20 protein-coding genes are annotated in these 21,429 nt (G+C 61.7%); 8 read left to right on the top strand and 12 right to left on the bottom strand.

The features are described from left to right. Window positions 1–3 precede the first annotated feature (3 nt). The gene (fecA, locus tag A7K61_RS21675) at window positions 4–2,340 is read left to right on the top strand and encodes a TonB-dependent Fe(3+) dicitrate receptor FecA (RefSeq protein WP_069558340.1); all 2,337 of its coding nucleotides are present in this window, start codon (window positions 4–6) and stop codon (window positions 2,338–2,340) included. Between the two features lie 132 nt (window positions 2,341–2,472). Here fecA and A7K61_RS21670 read toward each other — a convergent pair whose 3' ends face one another. Continuing rightward, window positions 2,473–3,345: a LysR family transcriptional regulator gene (locus A7K61_RS21670; protein ID WP_034134807.1), complete on the bottom strand. Its 873-nt coding sequence runs from the start codon at window positions 3,343–3,345 to the stop codon at window positions 2,473–2,475. A 104-nt stretch (window positions 3,346–3,449) separates the two neighbouring features. Here A7K61_RS21670 and A7K61_RS21665 point away from each other — a divergent pair, with 104 nt between their 5' ends. Next, window positions 3,450–4,961 carry an MFS transporter gene (locus A7K61_RS21665; RefSeq protein WP_069558339.1) on the top strand — a complete coding sequence of 504 codons (1,512 nt, stop codon included), beginning with the start codon at window positions 3,450–3,452 and terminating at the stop codon, window positions 4,959–4,961. A gap of 54 nt (window positions 4,962–5,015) precedes the next feature. Here the strand turns inward: A7K61_RS21665 and A7K61_RS21660 are convergent, their stop codons facing one another. Both A7K61_RS21660 and A7K61_RS21655 read right to left on the bottom strand, forming a co-directional pair. Continuing rightward, window positions 5,016–5,426, bottom strand: a complete 411-nt coding sequence (locus A7K61_RS21660; RefSeq protein ID WP_003188815.1) for an HPF/RaiA family ribosome-associated protein — start codon at window positions 5,424–5,426, stop codon at window positions 5,016–5,018. Between the two features lie 213 nt (window positions 5,427–5,639). Continuing rightward, entirely contained in the window at window positions 5,640–6,587 is a 948-nt protein-coding gene (locus tag A7K61_RS21655; RefSeq protein ID WP_032893426.1) for a LysR substrate-binding domain-containing protein, read from the bottom strand. Between the two features lie 137 nt (window positions 6,588–6,724). On the opposite strand from A7K61_RS21655, the gene A7K61_RS21650 reads away from it, so the two are divergent. The 3 genes from A7K61_RS21650 to A7K61_RS21640 all read left to right on the top strand — a co-directional run bounded on the left by A7K61_RS21650 (window position 6,725) and on the right by A7K61_RS21640 (window position 10,045). Next, window positions 6,725–8,101: an L-serine ammonia-lyase gene (locus A7K61_RS21650; protein WP_069558338.1), complete on the top strand. Its 1,377-nt coding sequence runs from the start codon at window positions 6,725–6,727 to the stop codon at window positions 8,099–8,101. A 61-nt stretch (window positions 8,102–8,162) separates the two neighbouring features. After that, window positions 8,163–9,452, top strand: a complete 1,290-nt coding sequence (locus A7K61_RS21645; RefSeq protein ID WP_003188811.1) for a serine/threonine transporter — start codon at window positions 8,163–8,165, stop codon at window positions 9,450–9,452. A gap of 275 nt (window positions 9,453–9,727) precedes the next feature. After that, window positions 9,728–10,045 (top strand): DUF3509 domain-containing protein, encoded by a 318-nt coding sequence (locus A7K61_RS21640; RefSeq protein ID WP_032893434.1) that lies wholly within the window; start codon window positions 9,728–9,730, stop codon window positions 10,043–10,045. Here the strand turns inward: A7K61_RS21640 and A7K61_RS21635 are convergent. The 3 genes from A7K61_RS21635 to A7K61_RS21625 form a co-directional block, all read right to left on the bottom strand. Continuing rightward, window positions 10,042–10,530, bottom strand: a complete 489-nt coding sequence (locus tag A7K61_RS21635; protein WP_014717052.1) for a phosphate-starvation-inducible protein PsiE — start codon at window positions 10,528–10,530, stop codon at window positions 10,042–10,044. The genes A7K61_RS21640 and A7K61_RS21635 overlap by 4 nt on opposite strands. A gap of 120 nt (window positions 10,531–10,650) precedes the next feature. Further along, the gene (locus A7K61_RS21630) at window positions 10,651–10,833 is read right to left on the bottom strand and encodes a hypothetical protein (RefSeq protein ID WP_044272027.1); all 183 of its coding nucleotides are present in this window, start codon (window positions 10,831–10,833) and stop codon (window positions 10,651–10,653) included. A 179-nt stretch (window positions 10,834–11,012) separates the two neighbouring features. After that, a complete protein-coding gene (locus A7K61_RS21625; protein WP_044272025.1) occupies window positions 11,013–11,273 on the bottom strand; it encodes a DUF6124 family protein in 261 nt (86 codons plus the stop codon). Between the two features lie 269 nt (window positions 11,274–11,542). Between A7K61_RS21625 and A7K61_RS21620 the strand changes: the two genes are divergently transcribed. Then, entirely contained in the window at window positions 11,543–11,803 is a 261-nt protein-coding gene (locus tag A7K61_RS21620; protein ID WP_003188807.1) for a YebG family protein, read from the top strand. Between the two features lie 55 nt (window positions 11,804–11,858). Here the strand turns inward: A7K61_RS21620 and A7K61_RS21615 are convergent, their stop codons facing one another. Next, the gene (locus A7K61_RS21615; RefSeq protein ID WP_044272022.1) at window positions 11,859–12,878 is read right to left on the bottom strand and encodes a Glu/Leu/Phe/Val dehydrogenase dimerization domain-containing protein; all 1,020 of its coding nucleotides are present in this window, start codon (window positions 12,876–12,878) and stop codon (window positions 11,859–11,861) included. Between the two features lie 187 nt (window positions 12,879–13,065). On the opposite strand from A7K61_RS21615, the gene A7K61_RS21610 reads away from it, so the two are divergent. After that, window positions 13,066–13,869 carry a SirB1 family protein gene (locus A7K61_RS21610; RefSeq protein WP_069558337.1) on the top strand — a complete coding sequence of 268 codons (804 nt, stop codon included), beginning with the start codon at window positions 13,066–13,068 and terminating at the stop codon, window positions 13,867–13,869. Window positions 13,870–13,977: 108 nt separating this feature from the next. On the opposite strand, the gene A7K61_RS21605 is transcribed toward A7K61_RS21610, so the two are convergent. The 4 genes from A7K61_RS21605 to hmgA form a co-directional block, all read right to left on the bottom strand. After that, complete coding sequence (locus A7K61_RS21605; protein ID WP_044272018.1) at window positions 13,978–15,330, bottom strand: aromatic acid/H+ symport family MFS transporter; 1,353 nt, start codon at window positions 15,328–15,330, stop codon at window positions 13,978–13,980. A gap of 254 nt (window positions 15,331–15,584) precedes the next feature. Further along, the gene (maiA, locus tag A7K61_RS21600) at window positions 15,585–16,220 is read right to left on the bottom strand and encodes a maleylacetoacetate isomerase (protein WP_032893438.1); all 636 of its coding nucleotides are present in this window, start codon (window positions 16,218–16,220) and stop codon (window positions 15,585–15,587) included. Window positions 16,221–16,232: 12 nt separating this feature from the next. Further along, window positions 16,233–17,519 carry a fumarylacetoacetase gene (fahA, locus tag A7K61_RS21595; protein ID WP_069558336.1) on the bottom strand — a complete coding sequence of 429 codons (1,287 nt, stop codon included), beginning with the start codon at window positions 17,517–17,519 and terminating at the stop codon, window positions 16,233–16,235. Between the two features lie 3 nt (window positions 17,520–17,522). Next, the gene (gene hmgA, locus A7K61_RS21590) at window positions 17,523–18,806 is read right to left on the bottom strand and encodes a homogentisate 1,2-dioxygenase (protein ID WP_069558335.1); all 1,284 of its coding nucleotides are present in this window, start codon (window positions 18,804–18,806) and stop codon (window positions 17,523–17,525) included. A gap of 120 nt (window positions 18,807–18,926) precedes the next feature. Between hmgA and A7K61_RS21585 the strand changes: the two genes are divergently transcribed. Beyond that, window positions 18,927–19,706 (top strand): IclR family transcriptional regulator, encoded by a 780-nt coding sequence (locus A7K61_RS21585; RefSeq protein WP_044272010.1) that lies wholly within the window; start codon window positions 18,927–18,929, stop codon window positions 19,704–19,706. Between the two features lies 1 nt (window position 19,707). On the opposite strand, the gene dacB is transcribed toward A7K61_RS21585, so the two are convergent. Continuing rightward, window positions 19,708–21,165 carry a D-alanyl-D-alanine carboxypeptidase/D-alanyl-D-alanine-endopeptidase gene (dacB, locus tag A7K61_RS21580; protein WP_069558334.1) on the bottom strand — a complete coding sequence of 486 codons (1,458 nt, stop codon included), beginning with the start codon at window positions 21,163–21,165 and terminating at the stop codon, window positions 19,708–19,710. Window positions 21,166–21,429 lie beyond the last annotated feature (264 nt).

Raw genomic sequence — 21,429 nt, 5'->3', positions numbered from 1 at the left:
TTCATGCCCCAGCAACCGACGCTTCTCGCCCGTACCCTACGCCAACTCCTGCTCGGTGCCAGCCTCAGCCTGACCGCACTGCCGGCGGTGATGGCAGCCGACGCCAAGGCGTACCACATTGCGCCGACCACCCTGGAAGCGGCCCTGAATCAATTCGGGCGTGAAGCCGGCGTGCTGGTGTCCTTCGGTTCGGCAGTGACGGCAGGTATGCAAAGCCCTGGGCTGTCGGGCAGTTACAGCGCTGCCGATGGTTTGCAAAAACTGCTGGAAGGCACTGGCCTGCAAGCCCGCGCCGAGGGTGATAACGCCTACAGCCTGCAACCGGCTGGCGCCCCCGCGCCCCTGGAGCTGCAGACCTCCAACGTGGTCGGCGACTGGCTCGGTGATGCGGCGCAAACCAACGTGTTCGAGCACCCCGGCGCCCGTGATGTGATCCGCCGCGAAGAATTCGAACGCCAGGGCGCCACCCAGGCCCGCGATGTGCTCAACCGCATCCCCGGCGTCAACGCCCCGGACAACAACGGCACCGGTAGCCACGACATGGCGCTGAACTTCGGCATTCGCGGGCTCAACCCACGCTTGGCGTCGCGCTCCACGGTGCTGATGGATGGCATCCCGGTGCCCTTCGCGCCCTACGGCCAGCCACAACTCTCCTTTGCGCCGATCAGCATGGGCAACATGGACGCTGTGGATGTGGTACGTGGCGGCGGCGCGGTGCGCTACGGCCCGCAAAACGTGGGAGGCATCGTCAACTTCGTCACCCGGGCTATCCCGGATGCGCCGACGGTCAAAGGTGGCTTGCAGACCGAGACCAGCCCTTCCTCCAGCCACGACGGTTTCAAGACCACCGGCAACCTGCTGGCCGGCGGCACCGCCGACAATGGCCTGGGCGGCGCGCTCTTGTACTCCGGCACCCGCGGCGGCGACTGGCGTGAAAACAGCAACACGCGTATCGACGACCTGATCCTCAAGGGCAAATACCAGCTGGACGACGCCAACAGCTTCAACGCCATGGCGCAGTACTATGAAGGCCAGGCCGATATGCCAGGCGGTTTGAACGTCAAGGACTACAAGGCCGACCCGTACCAGTCCACTCGCCCTTACGACAAGTTCTGGGGCCGCCGCACCATGTTCAACGTCGGCTATCGCTACGAGCAGGACCGCCGCGAATTCACGGTCAACAGTTTCTTCACCAAGACCCTGCGCAGCGGTTACCTGGACCAGGGCAGTTTCCTGTCACTGTCGCCACGGGAATATTGGGTACGCGGCGTGGAAACCCGCTTCGCCCAAGGCTTCGACCTTGGCCCTACCAGCCATGAAGTCGGCGTGGGCTACCGCTACATCAATGAAGCCGGCCATGAGCTGCGCTACCGCACGCCGATCGCCGCCAACCAGCAGATCCCCACCACCAACAGCCGCAACGACCGCGACACACGCGGCGGCACCGAAGCCAATGCGTTCTTCATCGACGACCGCATCGACATCGGCAAGTGGACCATCACCCCAGGCATTCGCTACGAGATGATCGAGTCCCAGCAGACCAACAACCTGAGCAACGTCAAATACAAGGGCGACTACAACACCGCACTCCCGGCGCTGAACGTGCTCTACCACCTCACCGACGACTGGAACCTGTACGCCAACACCGAAGGCTCGTTCGGCAGCGTGCAATACAGCCAGATGCCCAACCGTGTGAACAGCGGCGAAGTAAAACCGGAAAAAGCCCGCACCTGGGAACTCGGCACGCGCTATGACAACGGCAACCTGCGCGCAGAAATCGGTGCGTTCCTGATCAACTTCGACAACCAGTACGACAGCAACCAGACCAACGACACCGTGATCGCCCGGGGTGAAACGCGCCACCAGGGCATCGAGTCGAGCATCAACTACGCCCTCGACGGCCTGAGCCCGGCGCTGGCCGGGTTTGATGTGTACGCCACCTACGCCTATGTCGACGCGACCATCCGCGAAGACGGCCCGAACAAAGGCAACCGCGTGCCCTTCTCCTCCAAGCACAAAGGTACCCTCGGCGTGGGTTACACCGAAGGCCCATGGAAGCTGAATGTGGACAGCAGCTACCAGAGCAGCCAGTTTGCCGACAACGCCAACACCCAGGCCGAAAGCGCCGACGGTGCCAATGGACGCATCCCCGGCTACATGCTGTTCAGCAGCCGCGCAGCCTATGACTTCGGCCCGCAGCTGTCGGATTTGAACGTGGCGGTTGGAGTGAAGAACATCTTCAACAAGCAGTACTACACCCGCTCGTTTGACGACAACAACAAGGGCAAGTACGTGGGTGAGCCGCGCACGGTGTATGTGCAAACCTCTATCGCGTTCTGACCGCATTTTGTAGGAGCGAGCTTGCTCGCGAAAAACTCACAGGCGCCGCGTTCATATAGCAAGCACGCGTTATCGTTGATGTTTTTCGCGAGCAAGCTCGCTCCTACAGATGATTTTCAGTGTGTTCAGGATCTAACTGCCCGCCAGGCAACTCGGGGTGGCGGCCACCAACGCGTCAATCGCACACCGCGTCTTGGCCGGCATATGCGCCGCCGTCGGCCAGATCACATGGATCGGCGCAGGTTGCTCACGGTAGCTGGGCAGCACGGCTTGCAACTGCCCGCGCAGCGCGTAGTGGGCAATCAACCAACTCGGCAACCAGGCCAGGCCCACGCCCGCGATGGCGGCATCGGCTACGGCCTGGAGGTCGTCCAGGATCAGGGGAGAGACCAGGCGCGAGCGCTGCGCGGTGTTGCTGCGGTAGGCAATGCCACGATGAGCGGCCAGGTCTTCGATACTTTCAATGGCGCCCTTGCGCTGCAAATACGCCGGTGACGCCGCCAGCCCCATGACCTGCTGCCCCAGGCGCCTTGCACTCAGGCGGTCGGTGTCGGGCAACGGGCCGATGCGCACGGCAATATCGAAGCCCTCCTGCACCAGATCGATCATGCGGTCGGAAAAACAAAGGTCGATTTCCAGTTCCGGATAGCTGTCCATCAGGGCCCACAACGCTGGCGCGGCATAGTGATGACCAAACGCCAGGGGTACGCTCACTCGCAAACGCCCGCGGGGTTGCTGACGGCCGCTTTCCAGCACCGACTCGGCCGCCTCCAACTCTGCCAATGCGCGCAGGCAATGCTCGTAGTACGCCTGCCCGTCCTCGGTCAACCGCTGGCGCCGAGTGGAACGCTGTAACAGGCACGTGCCCAAGCGTGCCTCCAGGCGCGCCAGGCCCTTGCCTACCGCCGAGCGGGTGAGGTTCAGGCGTTCGGCGGCTTCGGTGAGGTTGCCGCTTTCGACAACCTGCAGAAAGAGTTCAACACCATCAAAACGAGGAGTAGCCATGCTTAATTGTCGCCCTTTGTTCCCTTATCGATGGAAAAGTTGTCGCCAATAAAGAACCTTATTCCCGAGAGAATAGCCCCTCCCGCTCTCGAAAGGAATGTCGTATGCCCCGCGCCGCCGCACTCTCGGCCCTCACTCCCCCGCGTACCGCCAGGAACGGCCTGGCCCTCACCGCCGTCTGCCTGGTGGCCCTGATGTTCGGCCTGGAAATCTCCAGCGTGCCGGTCATCCTGCCGACGCTGGAACAGGAACTGGGCACGGGCTTTCAAGACGCCCAATGGATCATGAATGCCTACACCCTGGCCTGTACCAGCGTGCTGATGGCGGCGGGCACCTTGGCGGATCGCTTTGGTCGTCGGCGCGTATTGGTGGTGTGCCTATGGCTGTTCGGGCTAGCTTCATTGGCCTGTGGGCTGGCCGACAGTGCCGCCACGCTGATCGTCGCGCGGTTTGTTCAAGGTATCGGCGCCGGGGCAATGATGATTTGCCAGTTCGCGATCTTGTCCCACCAATTCCGCGAACCCGCGACGCGTGCGCGGGCCTTCGCGATATGGGGCGTGATCGCTGGCGTGGGCCTGGGTTTCGGGCCGATGGTGGGGGCTTTGATCCTGGCCGTGGCGGACTGGCGCTGGGTGTTCCTGGTGCACATGCCGCTGACCCTGTTCACCTTGGCGTTGTTGCACATCAGCGTGCAGGAATCCCGCGACCCAGCCAGCCATCGCCTCGACATTGCCGGCATGCTGACCATGACACTCACGGTGTTTGCGCTGGTCTATTTCATCACCCAGGGCAGCGAAATCGGCTTTGGTACCCCGGCGATGCTCGGCTGGGCCGGCCTGTCGGTCTTCGGGCTGCTGCTGTTTATCTGGATTGAGCGGCGCAGTGCCCACCCAATGTTCGACTTCTCGGTGTTGCGCATCCAGCGTTTCAATGGCGCGTTGATGGGCTCGATCGGCATGAACTTCAGCTTCTGGCCGTTCATGATCTACTTGCCGTTGTACTTCCAAGCGGGCCTGGGTTACGACACCTTGACCACCGGCGCCGCCTTGCTCGCGTACACCTTGCCCACTTTGCTGGTGCCGCCGCTGGCCGAACGCCTGGCCCTGCGTTTTGGCGCCGAACGCATCATTCCCCTGGGCCTGGGTACAATGGGCGCAGGGTTCATGGGGATGGCCGCCGTTAATTACGCCGAACAGCCCAGCACCGCGATGGTGCTGCTCAGTTGCGTGATCGCGGGTATCGGACTGGCGTTGACCAATTCGCCGACCACCAATACCACCACCGGCGCCGTCTCGAATGACCGCGCCGGCATGGCCTCGGGCATCGACTTCAGCGCACGGCTGATCACCCTGGCGCTCAATATCGCGCTGATGGGCCTGGTGCTGTTGTGGGGGATCAGCCATCACCTGGCCCATGTACTGCCTGCCAGCACGGCACTGGAGTGGGCAAGCCTCAGCCAGCATATTGCCGCAGGCAAGTTGGATGCGCCGGGGCTGACCGTTCTGGATGCGCAAACAGCCCTACGCAGCGGCGGCGGCTGGGCCATGCTGTTTGCGGGCTTGGGCGCTAGCGGGTTGGCGGTGTTGAGCCGGTATTTCTTCCGGCGCGAGCGCTGAACGAAAAACGGGCCTGCAAATGCAGGCCCGTTTTCAGTGGGGAATGGAAAAAAATCAGCCGTTAATGGCAGCGTTTTCGTTTTCCAGGAATTCCTCTTCCAACGCGTCTTCGTTCACTTTGTTGATTGGCTGGTTTTTACCGGCAGCGCGCGGCTTGCCTTGCAGTTTGCCAAACAGATGTTCCAGTGCGTGGTCGAGCTTGACTGCGGCGCCATCGATCGCCTGTTCCAGCGTATCGGCTTTATGGCACACGGAAACTGGTTGATGGCCCTTTGGCCGTGCTTCCAGACGGCAACTCAAATCGTGGGGGCCGGGCTTGTCGCCGTTCTCGTCCCGCAGGTAGACCTCAACACGGGTCAGGTCTTCTTCGTAGCGTTCGAGCGTGCTCTCAATGGTAGTACGTACCCACTCCTCCAGTCGGATGCTGCTTTCAATATGGTTATCGCTATTGACTTGGATTTGCATAGTTCTTCCCTTATTTCAGCTAGCTCGCCAGAGGTCACAAACTGCAACACCGGGGTGGTGAAACCATGACCTCTTGATTACACAATTGAGCACCTGCTGAAACAATTCAAGTCCTTTGCAAAGATAAATCCTACATTACAAATTAACCCTGACGACGAGCAAAAACGCTGTTAGGGTGGGGAGTTAGTTACATCTTCTTACGCCCTGCCAAACTCACAATTGCCCCTCTCCCAACGGGTGCAATCCGCGAAAAATCCCCGCTTCCTCCACCAGCCAGTCATGCACCGCGCGCACGCCCGGATGGTTCAACGCGCCCGGCGCATACAGCAGCACGTAGCGTTTATGGTTGGGCACCGCCAGGCCGAACGGCACGATCAAGGTGCCGCGCTCCAGTTCATCGTTGAGCAACGTGCGCCGGGCAATCGCCACGCCCATGCCGGCGATGGCGGCTTCGATGGTCAGGTGGTTGCGGTTGAAGGTGTGCCCGCGCCGCACGTCGGCGCCGTGGTAGCCGATAGCATTGAGGTAAAACTCCCACTCGGCATATTCATAACTCCCACGCCAGGCCGTGATGTCGTGCAGCAGCGGGAAATGCGCCAGGTCCGCCGGGCCATGCAAGGGCGGGCGGCCGCGCAGCAGGCTGGGGGCGCACACCGGGAATATCTGTTCATCCAACAGGGCTGTGGATAACAACCCCGGGTAGCTGCCGTCGTTGAGGTCGATGGCCAGGTCGAAGTCGCCTTCATGCAGGGCGATGCTGCTGTCTTCAGCGACCATGCGCAGTTGAATGTCCGGAAAACGCTGCTGAAAGCGCGGCAGACGCGGGGTCAGCCACTTGCCAAGAAACGAGGGGATCGAACGCAGGCGCAAGGTGCCGCTGATCATCCCGGCGTCCAGGCGCTGCAATTCGGCATCAATGCTGCCGTAAGCCTCCCCCACCACGGCCGCCAGGCGCTGCCCCTCGGCGCTGAGTTCCACCCCCCGCGCGCGCCGATGAAACAGCCGAAAGCCCAGGCGCTCCTCCAACTGGCGAATCTGCTGGCTCACCGCTCCTGGCGTGATGTGCAGTTCTTCGGCGCAGCGAGTGAACGACAGATGCCGTGCGGCGCAGGAAAACACATGCAGCCAGACATAGGTCTGGCCGTGGAGGGGGCGAGTCATAGCGTTTAGTCCTGCTAAAGGGTGTCTTAGGATAATTCGTTGGTCAGTGCCGAGCCAGAGGCTCAGTATCGCGCCAATTCCGCCTGCTCTACAAAACATGGCAGCGATTTCTACTCCATTGCTTGTAAGGCTTTAGCATGGCTATCAGTGTTTTCGATCTATTCAAGGTGGGCATCGGCCCTTCCAGCTCCCACACCGTCGGCCCGATGCGCGCTGCCGCGACGTTTGCCCAAGCCCTGACCGACCAGCAGGTGCTCAGCCAAACCCGTCGCGTCGAAGTGCGCCTGTATGGCTCGCTGTCCGCCACCGGCGTCGGCCATGCCACCGACCGCGCCTGTGTCATGGGCTTGATGGGCGAATGGCCAGACCGCGTCGACCCCACCTCGATCAACGGGCGTATCCAGCAACTGCGCGAGTCCGGCCGGCTGTTGCTGGCCGGCCAACAGGAGATTGCCTTCAACTGGCACACCGACCTGTTGCTGCTGGACGAAAGCCTGCCCTACCACCCCAATGCCATGTCCCTGCACGCCTATGGCGACACCGGCCTGCTGAGCGAACAAACCTATTACTCGGTGGGCGGTGGTTTCATCATCGAAGCCGCCGAAGCCGCATCAGGCATTGCGCCCACCAGCGACGTGCAATTGCCCTATGATTTTTCCAGCGCGGTCGAACTGCTGGCCTTGTGCAACAAGCACGGCCTGCGCGTATCCGAGCTGATGATGGCCAATGAACGGGCGTGGCGCAGCGACGAAGAAATCCGCAGCGGCTTGCTGCATATCTGGTCGGTGATGCGCGAATGCGTGGAGCAGGGCCTGCGTGATGAAGGCATCCTGCCAGGTGGCCTGGATGTGCCGCGTCGCGCCGCGAAATTGCATCGCAGCCTGTTGGAAATCGGCAAGCCCAACGTGATCACCTCGACCTTGTCGGCGATGGAATGGGTCAACCTGTTCGCCCTCGCCGTCAACGAAGAAAACGCCGCCGGCGGGCGCATGGTCACCGCGCCGACCAATGGCGCGGCCGGGATCATCCCCGCCGTGCTGCACTACTACATGAAGTTCAACGCCGACGCGTCTGACGACGATGTGGTCAATTTCTTCCTCGCCGCCGCCGCCGTCGGCATCCTCTGCAAGAAAAACGCCTCCATCTCCGGCGCCGAAGTCGGCTGCCAGGGCGAAGTGGGCTCGGCCTGCGCCATGGCCGCTGCCGGCTTGGCCGATATCCTCGGTGCCACCCCGGAGCAACTGGAAAACGCCGCCGAAATTGGCCTGGAACACAACCTCGGCCTGACCTGCGACCCGGTCGGTGGCCTGGTGCAGGTGCCATGCATCGAGCGCAATGCCATCGCGGCAGTCAAGGCGATCAACGCCACGCAGATGGCCCTGCGCGGCGACGGCAAACACTTCATCTCCCTCGACCGGGTCATCCGCACCATGCGCGATACCGGCGCCGATATGCATGACAAATACAAAGAAACTTCACGGGGCGGCCTGGCGGTCAGCTGGGTGGAGTGCTGATCGGAGCACTGCTACCCGCCCCAACGTGAGCCCGCGCAAAAATAATAACGAGGCAATACCGATGACTGATGTACGTACACCTGCTGCCGAAAATCCCGATGTCAGAGAAAGCACAGTAACCACCGGCTGGACCAAACACGACACCACCTGGATGCTCGGCCTCTATGGCACCGCCATCGGCGCGGGCACCCTGTTCCTGCCGATCAATGCCGGCGTCGGTGGCTTCTGGCCGCTGATCGTGCTGGCACTGCTGGCCTTCCCGATGACTTTCTTCGCCCACCGTGGGCTGACGCGCTTTGTGCTTTCGGGCAAATCCGGCGACATCACCGAAGTGGTCGAGGAACACTTTGGTGTCGGCGCCGGCAAGCTGATCACCCTGCTCTACTTCTTTGCGATCTTCCCGATCCTGCTGGTGTACAGCGTGGCGCTGACCAACACCCTGGGCAGTTTCATGGAGCACCAATTGCACATGGCGCCGCCGCCCCGGGCGATTCTGTCGCTGGTGCTGATCCTCGGCCTGATGGCTATTGTGCGTTGCGGCCAGGGCGTGATCGTCAAGGCCATGAGCGTGCTGGTGTACCCCTTCGTGGCCGCCCTGCTACTGCTTGCATTCAGCCTGATCCCCAACTGGAACGGCGCGTTCTTCGCCTCGGCCAGCGAGGGCATGCCGCTGCCGCTGTTCTTCAAGACGTTGTGGCTGGCGATCCCGGTGATGGTGTTCTCGTTCAACCATTCACCGATCATCTCCGCCTTTGCCGTGGACCAAAAGCGCGTCTACGGCGCCCAGGCCGAGCGCAAAAGCAGCGGCATCCTGGCCACCGCCCACGGCATGATGGTGCTGACCGTGATGTTCTTCTGCTTCAGCTGCGTGCTGGCGCTGTCACCGGCTGACCTGGCCGCGGCCAAGGCGCAGAACATCTCGATCCTGTCTTACCTGGCCAACCACTTCCAGACGCCGGTGATCGCCTACGCCGCACCGTTGATCGCGCTGGTGGCGATCACCAAATCCTTCCTGGGCCACTACATCGGCGCCAGCGAAGGCTTCCAAGGCTTGATCGTCAAATCCCTGCGCGGGCGCAACCGTTCGATGTCGGCGAAATGGCTGGAACGCTGCACCGCGTTGTTCATGGTGCTGACCTGCTGGGCCGTGGCCACCTTCAACCCGAGTATCCTGGGCATGATCGAAACCATGGGCGGGCCGATCATCGCGTGCCTGCTGTTCCTGATGCCGATGTACGCGATCCGCCGAGTGCCATCCTTGCGCCAGTACTCAGGCCAGGCATCGAATGTGTTTGTGGTGGTCATCGGGCTGATTGCGCTGTCTGCGATCGTTTTTTCCGTGATGCCCTGAATTAGCTCACTGATCTCAAAAACAGCCCAAAATAATGTGGGAGCGGGCTTGCTCGCGAATGCGGTGTATCAGCCAACAAATACTTGGCTGAAGGACCGCTTTCGCGAGCAAGCCCGCCCACATTTGGATATCTGTGCGGGGTAAATCGCTGTACGGCACGGCCCTTGCTGTAGAGCTTTTGAGGAAAACGGAATTTGGCCAGTGGTCAGGCAATGCGAACTAATCCCGACACCGGCCGTCAATGACTGCATGTTCTTATCAGGCGGTAACGCACCATGGACAACCCTTTTCAGATCATCACAGACACCTTCAGCCCCCAATACCGCGTCAACCTGAGTATCCAACGGCTGGACGGCAGCATCATGCTCACGCTCTCGAACGAGACCGGCGTAGTGGCCAAGCGCATGATCAGCGCCGAACAACGCAACGACCCGCAACGCCTCAAGCGCCTGGTGCAAAGCATCCAGTTCGGCATCGCCATCGAACAGGGCCACAGCGCCGTGCAAATCCTGGAGCTGATGACGGACGGCGACAGCCACAAACTCCTGCAGCGACCGCCCGCCCGTACCCTGCCCTTCAGCGTCGGGCTTTAAAGCTCGCCCTTCTCGGTCTCCAGGCTCGCCTCGCCCTTGCGACGCGGGCTTTCGACCTTCACCGAAGGAAAGGCCGACGACGCGTAGCGCACTACCAGGATCGCAAACGCCAACAGCAAAATGCCGCCGCACAGGTAGATGATGCCCAGGTCCGGCGGGTTGTGGTGCGACACGTTGGAGATCAGCAAACGCGTGAGCGCGGTGATCGCCACGTAGATCAAAAAGCGCACCGGCATGTGGTTGGTCTTGAAGTAAATCCCGACCATCGCACCCAGCTCCAAGTAGATGAACAGCAGCAAGATGTCATCGATCTTGATGTGCCCGTTCTCCAGCATCCCCAGGAACTCCATCACCGCCGCCCAGGCGGTCACCGCACCAATGGCGAACAGCGCCAGGTAATGGAACGACTCGACAAACAGATTGCCCAGGGACTCGGCCAGCCCGTGGACTTGCTGGCGCAGCCTTTCGGCCCAGTTGATTTTCACGATGATGCTTCCTTAGGTCGGCTCGACCGGATAATGCGGGGTGGACGTGACGGTTGTTCTGCATGCAGAAAAAAGGCCATAGGCAGGGTATTGAGATGGTGGCGGGCTGATATTAGGCACTTAATCGGCCGGATGGAGTGAAAGCTTCGACTCGATGACCGCTTTCATCTCCCTCATGACTTCGTCATGAGGGACGCCTGGGCTAGGATCATCCAATGCGCCTTGCACTCTGGCTCGGAACCATTGCTCGTAAGACGAAGGGGCATCCATGCTTTGAGGAGTTTCAGAACTTTCATTTTTCATATGAACGCCTCCTGTGTGGCGAGGGAGCTTGCTCCCGCTGGGGTGCGAAGCGCCCCCAAGAGCCCGTCACCGTGATTTTTCTGGAAGCACACCTCTGCCTGGATGGGGGCTGCTGCGCAGCCCAACGCGAGCAAGCTCGCTCGCCACAACAAGCTCACTCGGCAAAGGTGTGGCGGGGCTCAAACGGGGGCGACGTGTTCCAGCGCTCTTTCAACTAACAAGCCACCCAGCTCCACCAGTTGATGAATAGCCAACGCCAAGCTTCGCTGAGAACCTTCAAGATCAAAGGCCAGCGTGTTGGCCAGTTCACGGGCGCTGACCAAGGTTTCGCTGGCATTGGCCAGCAACGTTTCCGTGTCGTGGTTGAGCGTTACATTGAAAAGCGTGACAGGCGGCTCTGGATTCAGATGGTCGGTAATGAGTGAGGTATTTTTTTTCATGGTGCGACTCCAAAAATAAAACGTAAGTTCTCCTTCCTTTAATCGAGCCGCCAAGCTCGGCCATGCGAATGCAGGACCCGTGAAAGGTAAGTCACCGTAGGATTACTCAGCAACCTCAGCGTGCTGTGCGAAATTTCCGGTTCAGCCCCCATTTCCCAACTACATTAAAAACCTACTATCCAAACCCCGACGTTTGGCTTATCCTTTTCGCTGTATATAAATACAGTAGTCGCAAAAGACAACTATCGTGAAGGCATGTGAGGTGGTGAATGGCCGTCGAAGTGGTATACCGCAGCAGCCGAGATCTGGAGCGTTTGTTCATGGATAAAGCCGAAGCTGACCGTCATGACAAGATGCTTGAACTCGCTGAGTTGCTGGCAGAGGTGTTGCAAAAAGCCGTGCCGTCGTTGAGCGAGCAGCAGGTGGAAGAAGCCGGGATCTACATGGCGAAGAACCGCGATGTGTTTGCCAAGGCGTTCAAGAGCCAGCCGGACGCATTGTCCGAGTTGCTGAACCCGGCGGCGGAGTAAAGCCCGAATTGAACAGGCCCTGAATCATGGATTCAGGGCCTTTTTAATGCCTGGCCTATTTGTACAGCAGGCGTTCGGCCAGCTCATCGGCCACCCGTGCGGGGGAGCGTTTTTCGGCTTGGGCGTGGGCGAAGATTTCGGTCAGGCGGCTGCCAATGTTCGACAGGTGCGCGGTGATGCCAGGCAGGTCGGTGCCGGCGTGTTTGAGGGCGACGTAGATCAGCCCGCCAGAGTTGATCACATAGTCCGGTGCGTAGAGGATGCCGCGGCCTTCCAATTGGTCGGCGATGTCCAGGTTGGTCAGTTGCGCGCTGGCCGAACCCGCCACGGCGGCGCAACGCAGCTGGCCGACGCTGTTACGGTTGAATACGGCGCCGACGCCGCAGGGCGCAAGAATGTCGCACGGGGTGCTGAGCAAGGCGTCGTTGGCAATTGGGTGGGCGCCCAGTTGCTGCATGGCCAGTTGCACCTTGCCGTGGTCGATGTCGCTGACCAGCAGCTCGGCACCGGCGGCATGCAGTTGCTCGGCCAGGGCGTAACCGACATTGCCAAGGCCTTGGACAGCCACGCGCAGGCCCTCGAGGTTGTCGCTGCCCAGGCGCGCCATGGCGGTGGTGCGGATACCGGCGAACACGCCCATGGCGGCATGGGGTGCGGGGTCGCCGGCGGCGGTGGTGCTGGTGACAAAGCGGGTGTTCTGGGCGATGCAGTCCATGTCGGCGACCGAGGTGCCGCTGTCGATCGAGGTGATGAAGCGGCCGTCGAGTTTTTCCACACAACGGCCAAACGCCTCGAACAGCGCCGCACGGCTTTCCACGTGCACGGGGCGGATGATCACCGCCGTGCCGCCGCCCACCGGCAGCCCGGCCAGTGCGGCTTTGTAGCTCATGCCTTGCGCCAGGCGCGCAGCATCGGCCACGGCGGTTTCATCATTAGGGTAGGCCAGGTAACGACAGCCACCCAACGCTGGGCCCAGGCGACTGTTGTGGATGGCGATGATCGCCTTCAAGCCGGTCACCGGATCAACGCTCAGGTGCAGCGATTCAAGGCGGGTGCTGTGCATGAGCGCAAACATCAATGAGCTCCCGAATCACTTCTGGTAGTGGGCCAAGTATAGGCTTGCGGCAGAAAACTGCTGGATTGCGCTGGAATAAGCCGCGCGTTTTCGTGGGATCTACGACATAAGCGCGTGGGATATCTCTCAAGATGCTGGACGAAAATTCTCAGCAAGGCTAAAACGGGGGCATACGCCGGAGAACTCGATGAACCCCCGCACAGCTTTTTTCGCCTGCCTGGACCGTTCACCCCCCGCGCTGTTTGAAGCCGCGCTGTGGATTGCTGCCGAGCATGACGCCAGCGTGCAGCCGGCGCTGATCCTGCACGACCTTGGCGCGCTACAACAACAAGTTAGCCTGGGCATGCCCCTGCTGCCAGCGGATGAACTCGGCCAGCCGCTGCTGCGACGCATGAATGACCTGGGATTTGCCCAGGATGACCATACGCCGTTGCGCCCCGCCGCCGCGCTGTTGGACAAGGTGCTGCAACGCAAACGCGGGCAACCCTTGGCCATGGGCCTGATCGCATTGGAGATGGCACGGCGCCTGGATATCCCCATGGTCGGCGTGAACTTCCCCGGGCACTTCCTGCTGCGGGTACCGGGTGCCGATCACCTGCTGGACCCTTGCGGCGGCCGGCGCCTGTACCCTAATGACTGTCGCGAGTTGCTAGCGCGCCAATACGGGGAGAAGCTGAAATTGCAGGCCGACCACCTGCTGACCGCCGAGCCACGGGCGATCCTGCAACGGTTGTCGCGCAACCTGCGCCAACTCTACCTTGCCAACGACGAACCGTTGGCCGCCCTGGTGGACGCCGAGCGCGTACTGGAACTGGGCAACGCCAGCGCCTCCGACTACCTGGCGCGCGCCAGCCTGTATCAACGCCTGGACTGCCCGAGCGCCGAACGCTTTGACCTGGAACACGCCCTGATGCTCAGCGACGACCCGATCCAGCGTCTGCGCCTGACCGAGCGGCTCGGGCACCTGCCGCCCAACTCAGTAATGCACTGACCCAACTCCCAACTGTAGGAGCGAGCTTGCTCGCGAAGAACGCAAGGGCACCGCGTTAAACCAGGATGCCCGCGTTATCGTTGACGTGCTTCGCGAGCAAGCTCGCTCCTACAGTGAGGGTTTGAGAACGTCGCTGTGCAGCGTGTTAGCTCCCGGCGCCCGCACTTGAATAATCAACAGCGCCGCAATCACCGCCGGAATCGCGCAGAAGAAGAAAATCTGCTCGACCGGGATATGCATCGCCAGCAACAGGCTGCCAAACAGCGGCCCCAGAATCGACCCGAATCGCCCCACCCCCAACGCCCAGCCCGTGCCGGTGGCGCGCACGTGTGCCGGGTAGAAGTTGCTCGCAAAGGCGTTGAGGGTCAGTTGCCCGCCGATGATGCAGAACCCTGCGGCAAACACGCAGGCCACCAGGTAGCGTGGGTTGTCGTGGTTCAAGCCCAGCAGGATGGTGCACAACGCTGCCGCCGCCAGCACGCCGGACAGCAGCCGCACTTTGCTCTTCAAGCGATCGGCAAACCAAGCCATGAGAATGGCGCCCAAGGTGCCGGCGAACAGGAACATGGAGGTGACCAGGTTGGCTTCGTTCAACGCCAGGCCGCTTTCGAGCAATAGCGAAGGCAGCCAGCTGATCATGAAATACAGCAGGATCAGGCTGACAAAAAAGGTCGCCCAGATCAGCAATGTCGGGCGTGCATAGCCGTTGCGAAACAGCTCCACCACCGTCAGTTTGCTGCCCTGTTCCTGGCGGTTCTCGGCCTCACTGGCGGACGGCGGCTGCCAGTCGGGCAGCATCCGCGCCGTGACCTTGCGCAAGCGCAGGTAAGGCGGTGCATCGCGCAGCAAACGCGGCAGGGATTCAGGCAACAGCCATACCAGAAACGGGAACAACAGCAACGGCGTCACACCGCCCGCCAGGAACACCGCCTGCCAGCCAAAACTGTCGATAAACCCGGCCGCCACAAAGCCACCCGCCGCGCCGCCGAACGAAAAGCCGCACGCCGCCAGGGTCACCATCAAGGTGCGCAGGCGTGGCGGCGAATACTCGGACATCAACGCCATGGCACTGGGCATCGCACCGCCCATGCCGATCCCGCAGATAAACCGCGCCGCCATCAACGTGGTCAGGGAATTGGCGAACACCATCAATACCGTGAGGCTGGCGTAGATCAGCACACACGCCAGCAGAATGCGTCGCACACCAAACCGATCCGCCAGCGGCGTCACCAGCAGCGAACCCAGGGTGAGGCCCAGCAGGTTGGCACTGAACACGGGCCCGAACGCGGATTTTTCCAGGCCCCAATCCTGGGCCAGCGCCGGCACTACATAGCCCAGCACCTGGGCGTCATAGCCATCGGTGACCAGTAGCAGAGCCAGAAGCAGGAGAATCAACCATTGATAGCGCGACACCGGACGGGCGTCGAGTGCCGCGCGAAAGCTGGCAATCTGATTGTGCATCGCAAGGTACCTTTATTTTTTTATTAGGTTGGCGCGATCAAATGTGGGAGGAGGCTTACCTTAATGCCAGTCAGTTAAGCGCGAACCCCCTGTGGGAGCGGGCTTGCCCGCGAAGGCGGTGTGTCAGTCACCGCATCTGCCACTGCACTAACGCTTTCGCAGGCAAGCCCGCTCCCACATTTGATCTTCATGGCTGTGAACATTGCGTTCGCTTAACTGAACGGCATTGGGGCTTTTCCCCCTCCCACAGGGGCCTAGGGGGTGTCAGGTTGATTGGCGGGGTGTGCCTGCATGAAGGCCGGATGTTGGGCCGCCAATGCCGCCACCCGCCCGATGCGTGGGTATGCCGCCAAGGGCACCTTGAAACGCTCGGCCGCGTACAACTGCGGGATCAGAAACGCATCGGCCAGGCCCGGTTGTTCGCCAAAGCAAAACCCGGTGTCGCCAATCAACTGCTCCACCGCGCCCAGGCCCTGGCTGATCCAATGCCCGATCCACTCCAGCAATTGCGCCTCGTCGTGCCCCCACTTGCGCAGCAAGTTCTGGGTGCTGGAGTTATGCAACGGGTGGATATCACAGGCGATGATCGATGCCACCGCCCGCTCGTGAGCCCTGGCGACCAAATCCTTGGCGAGCAGCGGCGCCTGTGGATAACGCTCTTCCAGGTACTCGATGATCGCCTGTGACTGGATCAACAACGCCCCTTCATCGCTACGCAACGCCGGCACGCGCCCTTGGGGGTTGATCGCCAGGTAGTCAGGTTGGCGGTTGGCGCCGCCGGCCGGCACCAGCAGGTTGACCGGCAGCGCGGTGAAATCCAGGCCTTTGAGGGCCAGGGCAATACGTACTCGATACGACGCGGTGGAACGGTAGTAGGTATAGAGTTCCATGGCCCTGCCCTCTCAGCGCGCCGCGACCACGGTACCGCGGCATTCGCCGAAGCCGATGGAGGTAAAGCCCTCGCGGCTGCAACGGGCACGCAAGATGATTTCGTCGCCATCCTCGAGGAATTTACGCACCTCACCGGAAGCCAATTCAATCGGCTTTTTACCGCCTTCGGTAATCTCCAGCAGGCTGCCGAACTGCCCCGGCTGCGGGCCAGACAAGGTGCCCGACCCAAACAGGTCACCGGCCTGCAACTGGCAGCCGTTGACGCTGTGGTGCGCCACCATTTGTGCCACGGTCCAGTACATATGCTCGGTGTTGCTCAGGGTCAGGCGATGGGCGGGCAGGTTTTGTTCACGCATCGAAGCCGTGGTGAGCAGCACTTCCAGCTCGATATCAAAGGCGCCCGCGTTCTGATCGCGCTTGTCCAGCAGGTAGGGCAGCGGTTGAGGATCACCCTCTGGACGTGCCGGCTGGGCCTTGCGGAAAGGTTCCAAAGCTTCGGCAGTCACCACCCACGGCGAGATGCTGGTAATAAAGCTTTTCGACAAAAACGGCCCCAGCGGCTGGTACTCCCAGGCCTGGATATCCCGCGCCGACCAGTCGTTGAGCAGGCAGAAACCAGCGATATGCTCGGCGGCATCGCCAATGGCAATCGCATCGCCTATGGCATTGCCCTGGCCGATCCAGATGCCCAGCTCCAACTCATAGTCCAGGCGCGCGCATGGGCCAAAGGTCGGCTCGGTCTGGCCGGCCGGCAGGGTCTGGCCTTTAGGGCGTCGCACCTCTGTACCCGAGGGGCGAATGGTCGAGGCACGGCCGTGGTAGCCAATGGGCACGTACTTGTAGTTCGGCAGCAGCGGGTTATCGGGGCGGAACAATTTGCCGACGTTTTGCGCATGTTCGATGCCGACGTAGAAGTCGGTGTAGTCATTGATCTTGGCCGGCAGGTGCATCTGGCAATCGGCGGCACGGTGCAGCACTTGCGCCTCGCGGGTTTGCAGCTTGCTGCCTTCGGCCAGCAGTTCCAGCAGGCGCTCGCGCAGGGCAACGCGGGGGCCACGGCCCAGCTCAAAAAACGTGTTCAACTGCCCACCCGCAGTGGCTTCGACGGCGCGCCGGGCTTCACCTTCAAACGCGTCCAGCGCGGCATGCAGGTCGAAAATCGCATCGCCAATCGCCACGCCACTGCGCGGTGCCGAGCCATTGATACTGAACACGCCCAGGGGCAAGTTCTGCAGGGGGAAATCCGCGTGACCATTGGCCGAGGATACCCAGCTGCGGGTCTGCGTTGGTTGAGTCATGGGTTATCTCCGGTTCGGGTTGAAGGTGGCGGGCAGCGCGGCCCAGCACGCGTCATAAGCAGGTTGCAGTTGCGGGCATTCCAGGGCGAACTGGGTCGGGCGCAGCACTTGGCTGGTCTCGAACATGAACGCCATGGTGTTATCGATCTTGTGCGGCGCCAGGTCGGCGTTGATGGCCTTGGTGCAGGTCTCGCCATCCGGGCCGTGGGCGCTCATGCAACTGTGCAGCGATGCGCCGCCCGGCAGGAAGCCTTCGGCCTTGGCGTCGTAGGCGCCCTGGATCAGGCCCATGTATTCGTTCATCAGATTGCGGTGAAACCACGGCGGACGGAAGGTGTTCTCGGCCACCATCCAGCGTGGCGGGAAAATCACGAAGTCGAGGTTGGCCAGGCCGTGCACGCTGGTAGGCGAGGTCAATACCGTGAAGATCGACGGGTCCGGGTGATCGAAACTCACCGTGCCAATGGTGTTGAAACGGCGCAGGTCGTATTTGTACGGCACATTGTTGCCGTGCCAGGCGACCACGTTGAGCGGTGAGTGGTCCAGCTCGCAGGCCCATAGTTCACCGAGGAATTTCTGTACCAGCGTGGTCGGTTGCTTGAGGTCTTCGTAGTGAGCAATCGGCGTAAGAAAGTCGCGTGGGTTGGCCAGGCCGTTGCTGCCGATAGGGCCCAGGTCGGGCAGGCGCAGCGGGGCGCCGTGGTTCTCAGCGACGTAGCCGCGAGCTTGCGCGTCCAGCAGTTCGACACGGAACTTGAGACCACGGGGCAGCACCACGATTTCCAGCGGCTCGACGTCCAGCACCCCCAACTCGGTGGCGATGCGCAGGCGGCCCTGCTCGGGGACGATCAGCAGTTCGCCGTCGGCATTGAAGAACACGCGCTCCATGGAGCGGTTGGCGCGGTAGTTATAGATGCTGATGCCCGCATGGTTCTCCGCCCCCGAATTGGCAACCATGCCCACCAGGCCGTCGATAAAGTCCGTCGGCTCACTCGGGATATCCAGCGGGTTCCAGCGCAAGCGGTTCGGCGTCACCGCGCCCAGCGGGCCACCGGCCAATTGCCGCGCAAGCTTGGCGAATGCCGGGTGGTTGGCCGACGGCTGGATGCGGTACAGCCAAGTGCGACGGGCTTCGCTGCGAGCCATGGTGAAGGCGGTGCCGGAAAACAGCTCGGTGTAGAGCCCGTACGGGGCTTTTTGCGGCGAGTTCTGGCCGACCGGCAGCGCGCCGGGCAAGGCTTCGCTGGCGAATTCATTGCCGAAGCCCGACAGGTATTCGAGGTTCATGGATCGTCCTCTGAGGGTCAGTTGTATTTATCGTAATCCAATTACGCATAACGTAATTTGATCACTCTCGACCGTCAAGCTATAAAGACGCCCATTCATCTCTCGGATTCTCGCCCTTCCATGGAAAAGCCCCGCGACACCGGTAAACAGAAAGTCCGCTCGGCGGAAGTCGGCACCGATATCCTCAAGGCCCTGGCCGAACTGTCGCCGGCCACCTCGTTGTCACGCCTGGCCGAACATGTGCAGATGCCGGCGAGCAAGGTGCACCGCTATTTGCAGGCCCTGATCGCTTCGGGTTTTGCCGAACAGAACAGCGCCACCAACCATTACGGCCTAGGCCGCGAAGCGTTGCGTGTAGGGTTGGCGGCACTGGGCAGCCTGGATGTGTTGAAGGTCGGCGCCCTGCCCCTGGCCGAGCTGCGCGATGAATTGAATGAAACCTGCTTTCTGGCAGTGTGGGGCAACCAGGGCGCGACGGTGGTGCACATCGAGCCAGCGGTGCGTGCCGTCACCGTGGTGACGCAATTGGGCTCGGTATTACCGCTGCTCAGTTCGTCCACCGGGCTGGTGTTCAGCGCCTACCTGCCGTCGCGGGAAACCGTGGAGCTGCGCGAGCGCGAGGTTCGAGCCGGCACCGCCCACGCCTTGGCGGACGATCAGGCCTATGCCAGCGTGTGCGAGCAAATCCGCAGCCGCGGCCTGCACTTTGTGCATGGGCTGTTGATGCCTGGCGTGGATGCATTATCAGCGCCGGTGTTCAATGCGGTCGGGCACGTCGCGGCGGTGATGACCGTGGTCGGCCCGACCTCACTGTTCCATGCCGATGAAGATGGCCCGGCGGCGCAGCGCTTGCTGGCGGCGACCCGGGCCGTGAGTTGGCGCATGGGCTATCAGCCCTGAATCAATCGTCGCTACGGGACAGGGCAACGGCGACGCGGTTTTCCACGGCTTTTACCTGCGCGCCAGCGACCACATAGTTGTTGGTCAACATCGCGAACACCAGCTTGCGCCCGTGAGCATCGGTGATGTAACCACTCAATGACGACACGCCGGCCATGGAGCCGGTCTTGGCATGCAGGTTATTTTCCGCAGCCGTGCCGCGCAGGCGGTAACCCAGGCTGCCGCCGGTCATGCGGTCGGCATTGCCGGCAACCGGCAGCGCGTTGTACCAGGCGTCGAACCACGGCTGTTTGTTGGCCGCCAGCAGCAGGTCGGTGAGGGTTTGCGACGACACCAAGTTACGCCGCGACAGGCCGGAGCCGTCCACTTGGCTCAAAGTGCTGGTGTCCAACCCCTGGCGCTGGAGGAAGCCGGCCACCGCCACGGCGCCCGCCGCCGCCGTGCCATTGTTGGCCGTCTGGCGACCCATGGCCTTGAGCAAGGCTTCGGACATGGCGTTGTTCGAGAGCTTGAGCAGCGGCACGATCAGTTCCTGCAATGGCGCCGATTGGTGTTCGGCCAACACCGTCACCCCAGCGGGACTCGCCCCGCCCATCACCCGACGCCCCAACACCTTGATGCCCTGTTGCGCCAAGGCTTGCTCAAACAGGTTGGCCACCAGTTGCGTCGGCTCCCACACGCTGAGCAGTTGCTGGCTCTGCCGGCCCGGTGCCACCGCGCCGCTGAGTTGCAGCAGGTTGGTGCCATGGCGACGGTGGATCCCATAGCTGTTACCCGGCCCGCTGACGGCGCGGTTACTCAGTTGCAGGTAATCGGTGGGCGGGTAGATCTCCACGCCGACCGGCGAGCCGACGCGCAACGGCGCCTTGGCGGTGACCAGCACGCTGCCGGCATCAAAGTCGGTATTGGGCGCCACGGTCAACGCTGAAATCTGCGCGCCGTAGTAGGTGGTTTCATCATCATGGGACCAGTCCACGCCCAGCCGCTCGGCATCGAACCAGGTGTCGTCGAACACCAGGTCACCCTGCACCTGGCGCACGCCCTGGCTGGCCAATTGCGCGGCGAGGGCCTGGTAGTCGGCAAACTGAATGCTCGGGTCACCCAGGCCACGCAGGTACAGGTTGCCAGTCAGCCGGTCGCCCTGGCGCATGCCATTGCTCAGCAGTTGGGTGGCGAAGCGGTAGTGCGGCCCCAGTACATCCATGGCTGCCGCCGTGGTCAACAGCTTGAGGTTGGACGCGGGCACCAGCCGACTGCGTGGGTTGTGCTGATACAGCGTGGTGCCTGTGCGGGCATCACGCACCATCAGAGAGACGGTGGCGCCTTGCAGCGCCGGGTCGCTCAACAGCTTATCCAGGGTTGCCGGAGTGGAGTTCTGGGAGACGCTAGCGCAGCCGCCCAGCAAAAAACTCAAGCCGACCAGCAGGGTGCTGGTGTGAAACCATTTTCCAAAGTGCATCAGTAGCGTTTTCCGTAAGCCTGCAATGGCGGCAACGCTAACAGCTCGCTATCAATGTGGCGAGGGCACTGAATGCTATCCGCTTTCCTGTGGGAGCTGGCTTGCCTGCGATGGCGGCCTGCCAGCCGACGCCTACTACCTGACACCCCACGGTCCAACTGTGGGAGCGGGCTTGCTCGCGAAGACGGCCTGGCAGCTAACACAGTTGGATCGGGTATATATCCGTTATTTAGGTAACGGCTACTTAGGGTTCCGCTCTGACAG

Source organism: Pseudomonas sp. AP42, assembly GCF_001728935.1.
Lineage (GTDB): Bacteria > Pseudomonadota > Gammaproteobacteria > Pseudomonadales > Pseudomonadaceae > Aquipseudomonas > Aquipseudomonas lactis.
This window is presented reverse-complemented; position numbering and strand designations above follow the sequence as displayed.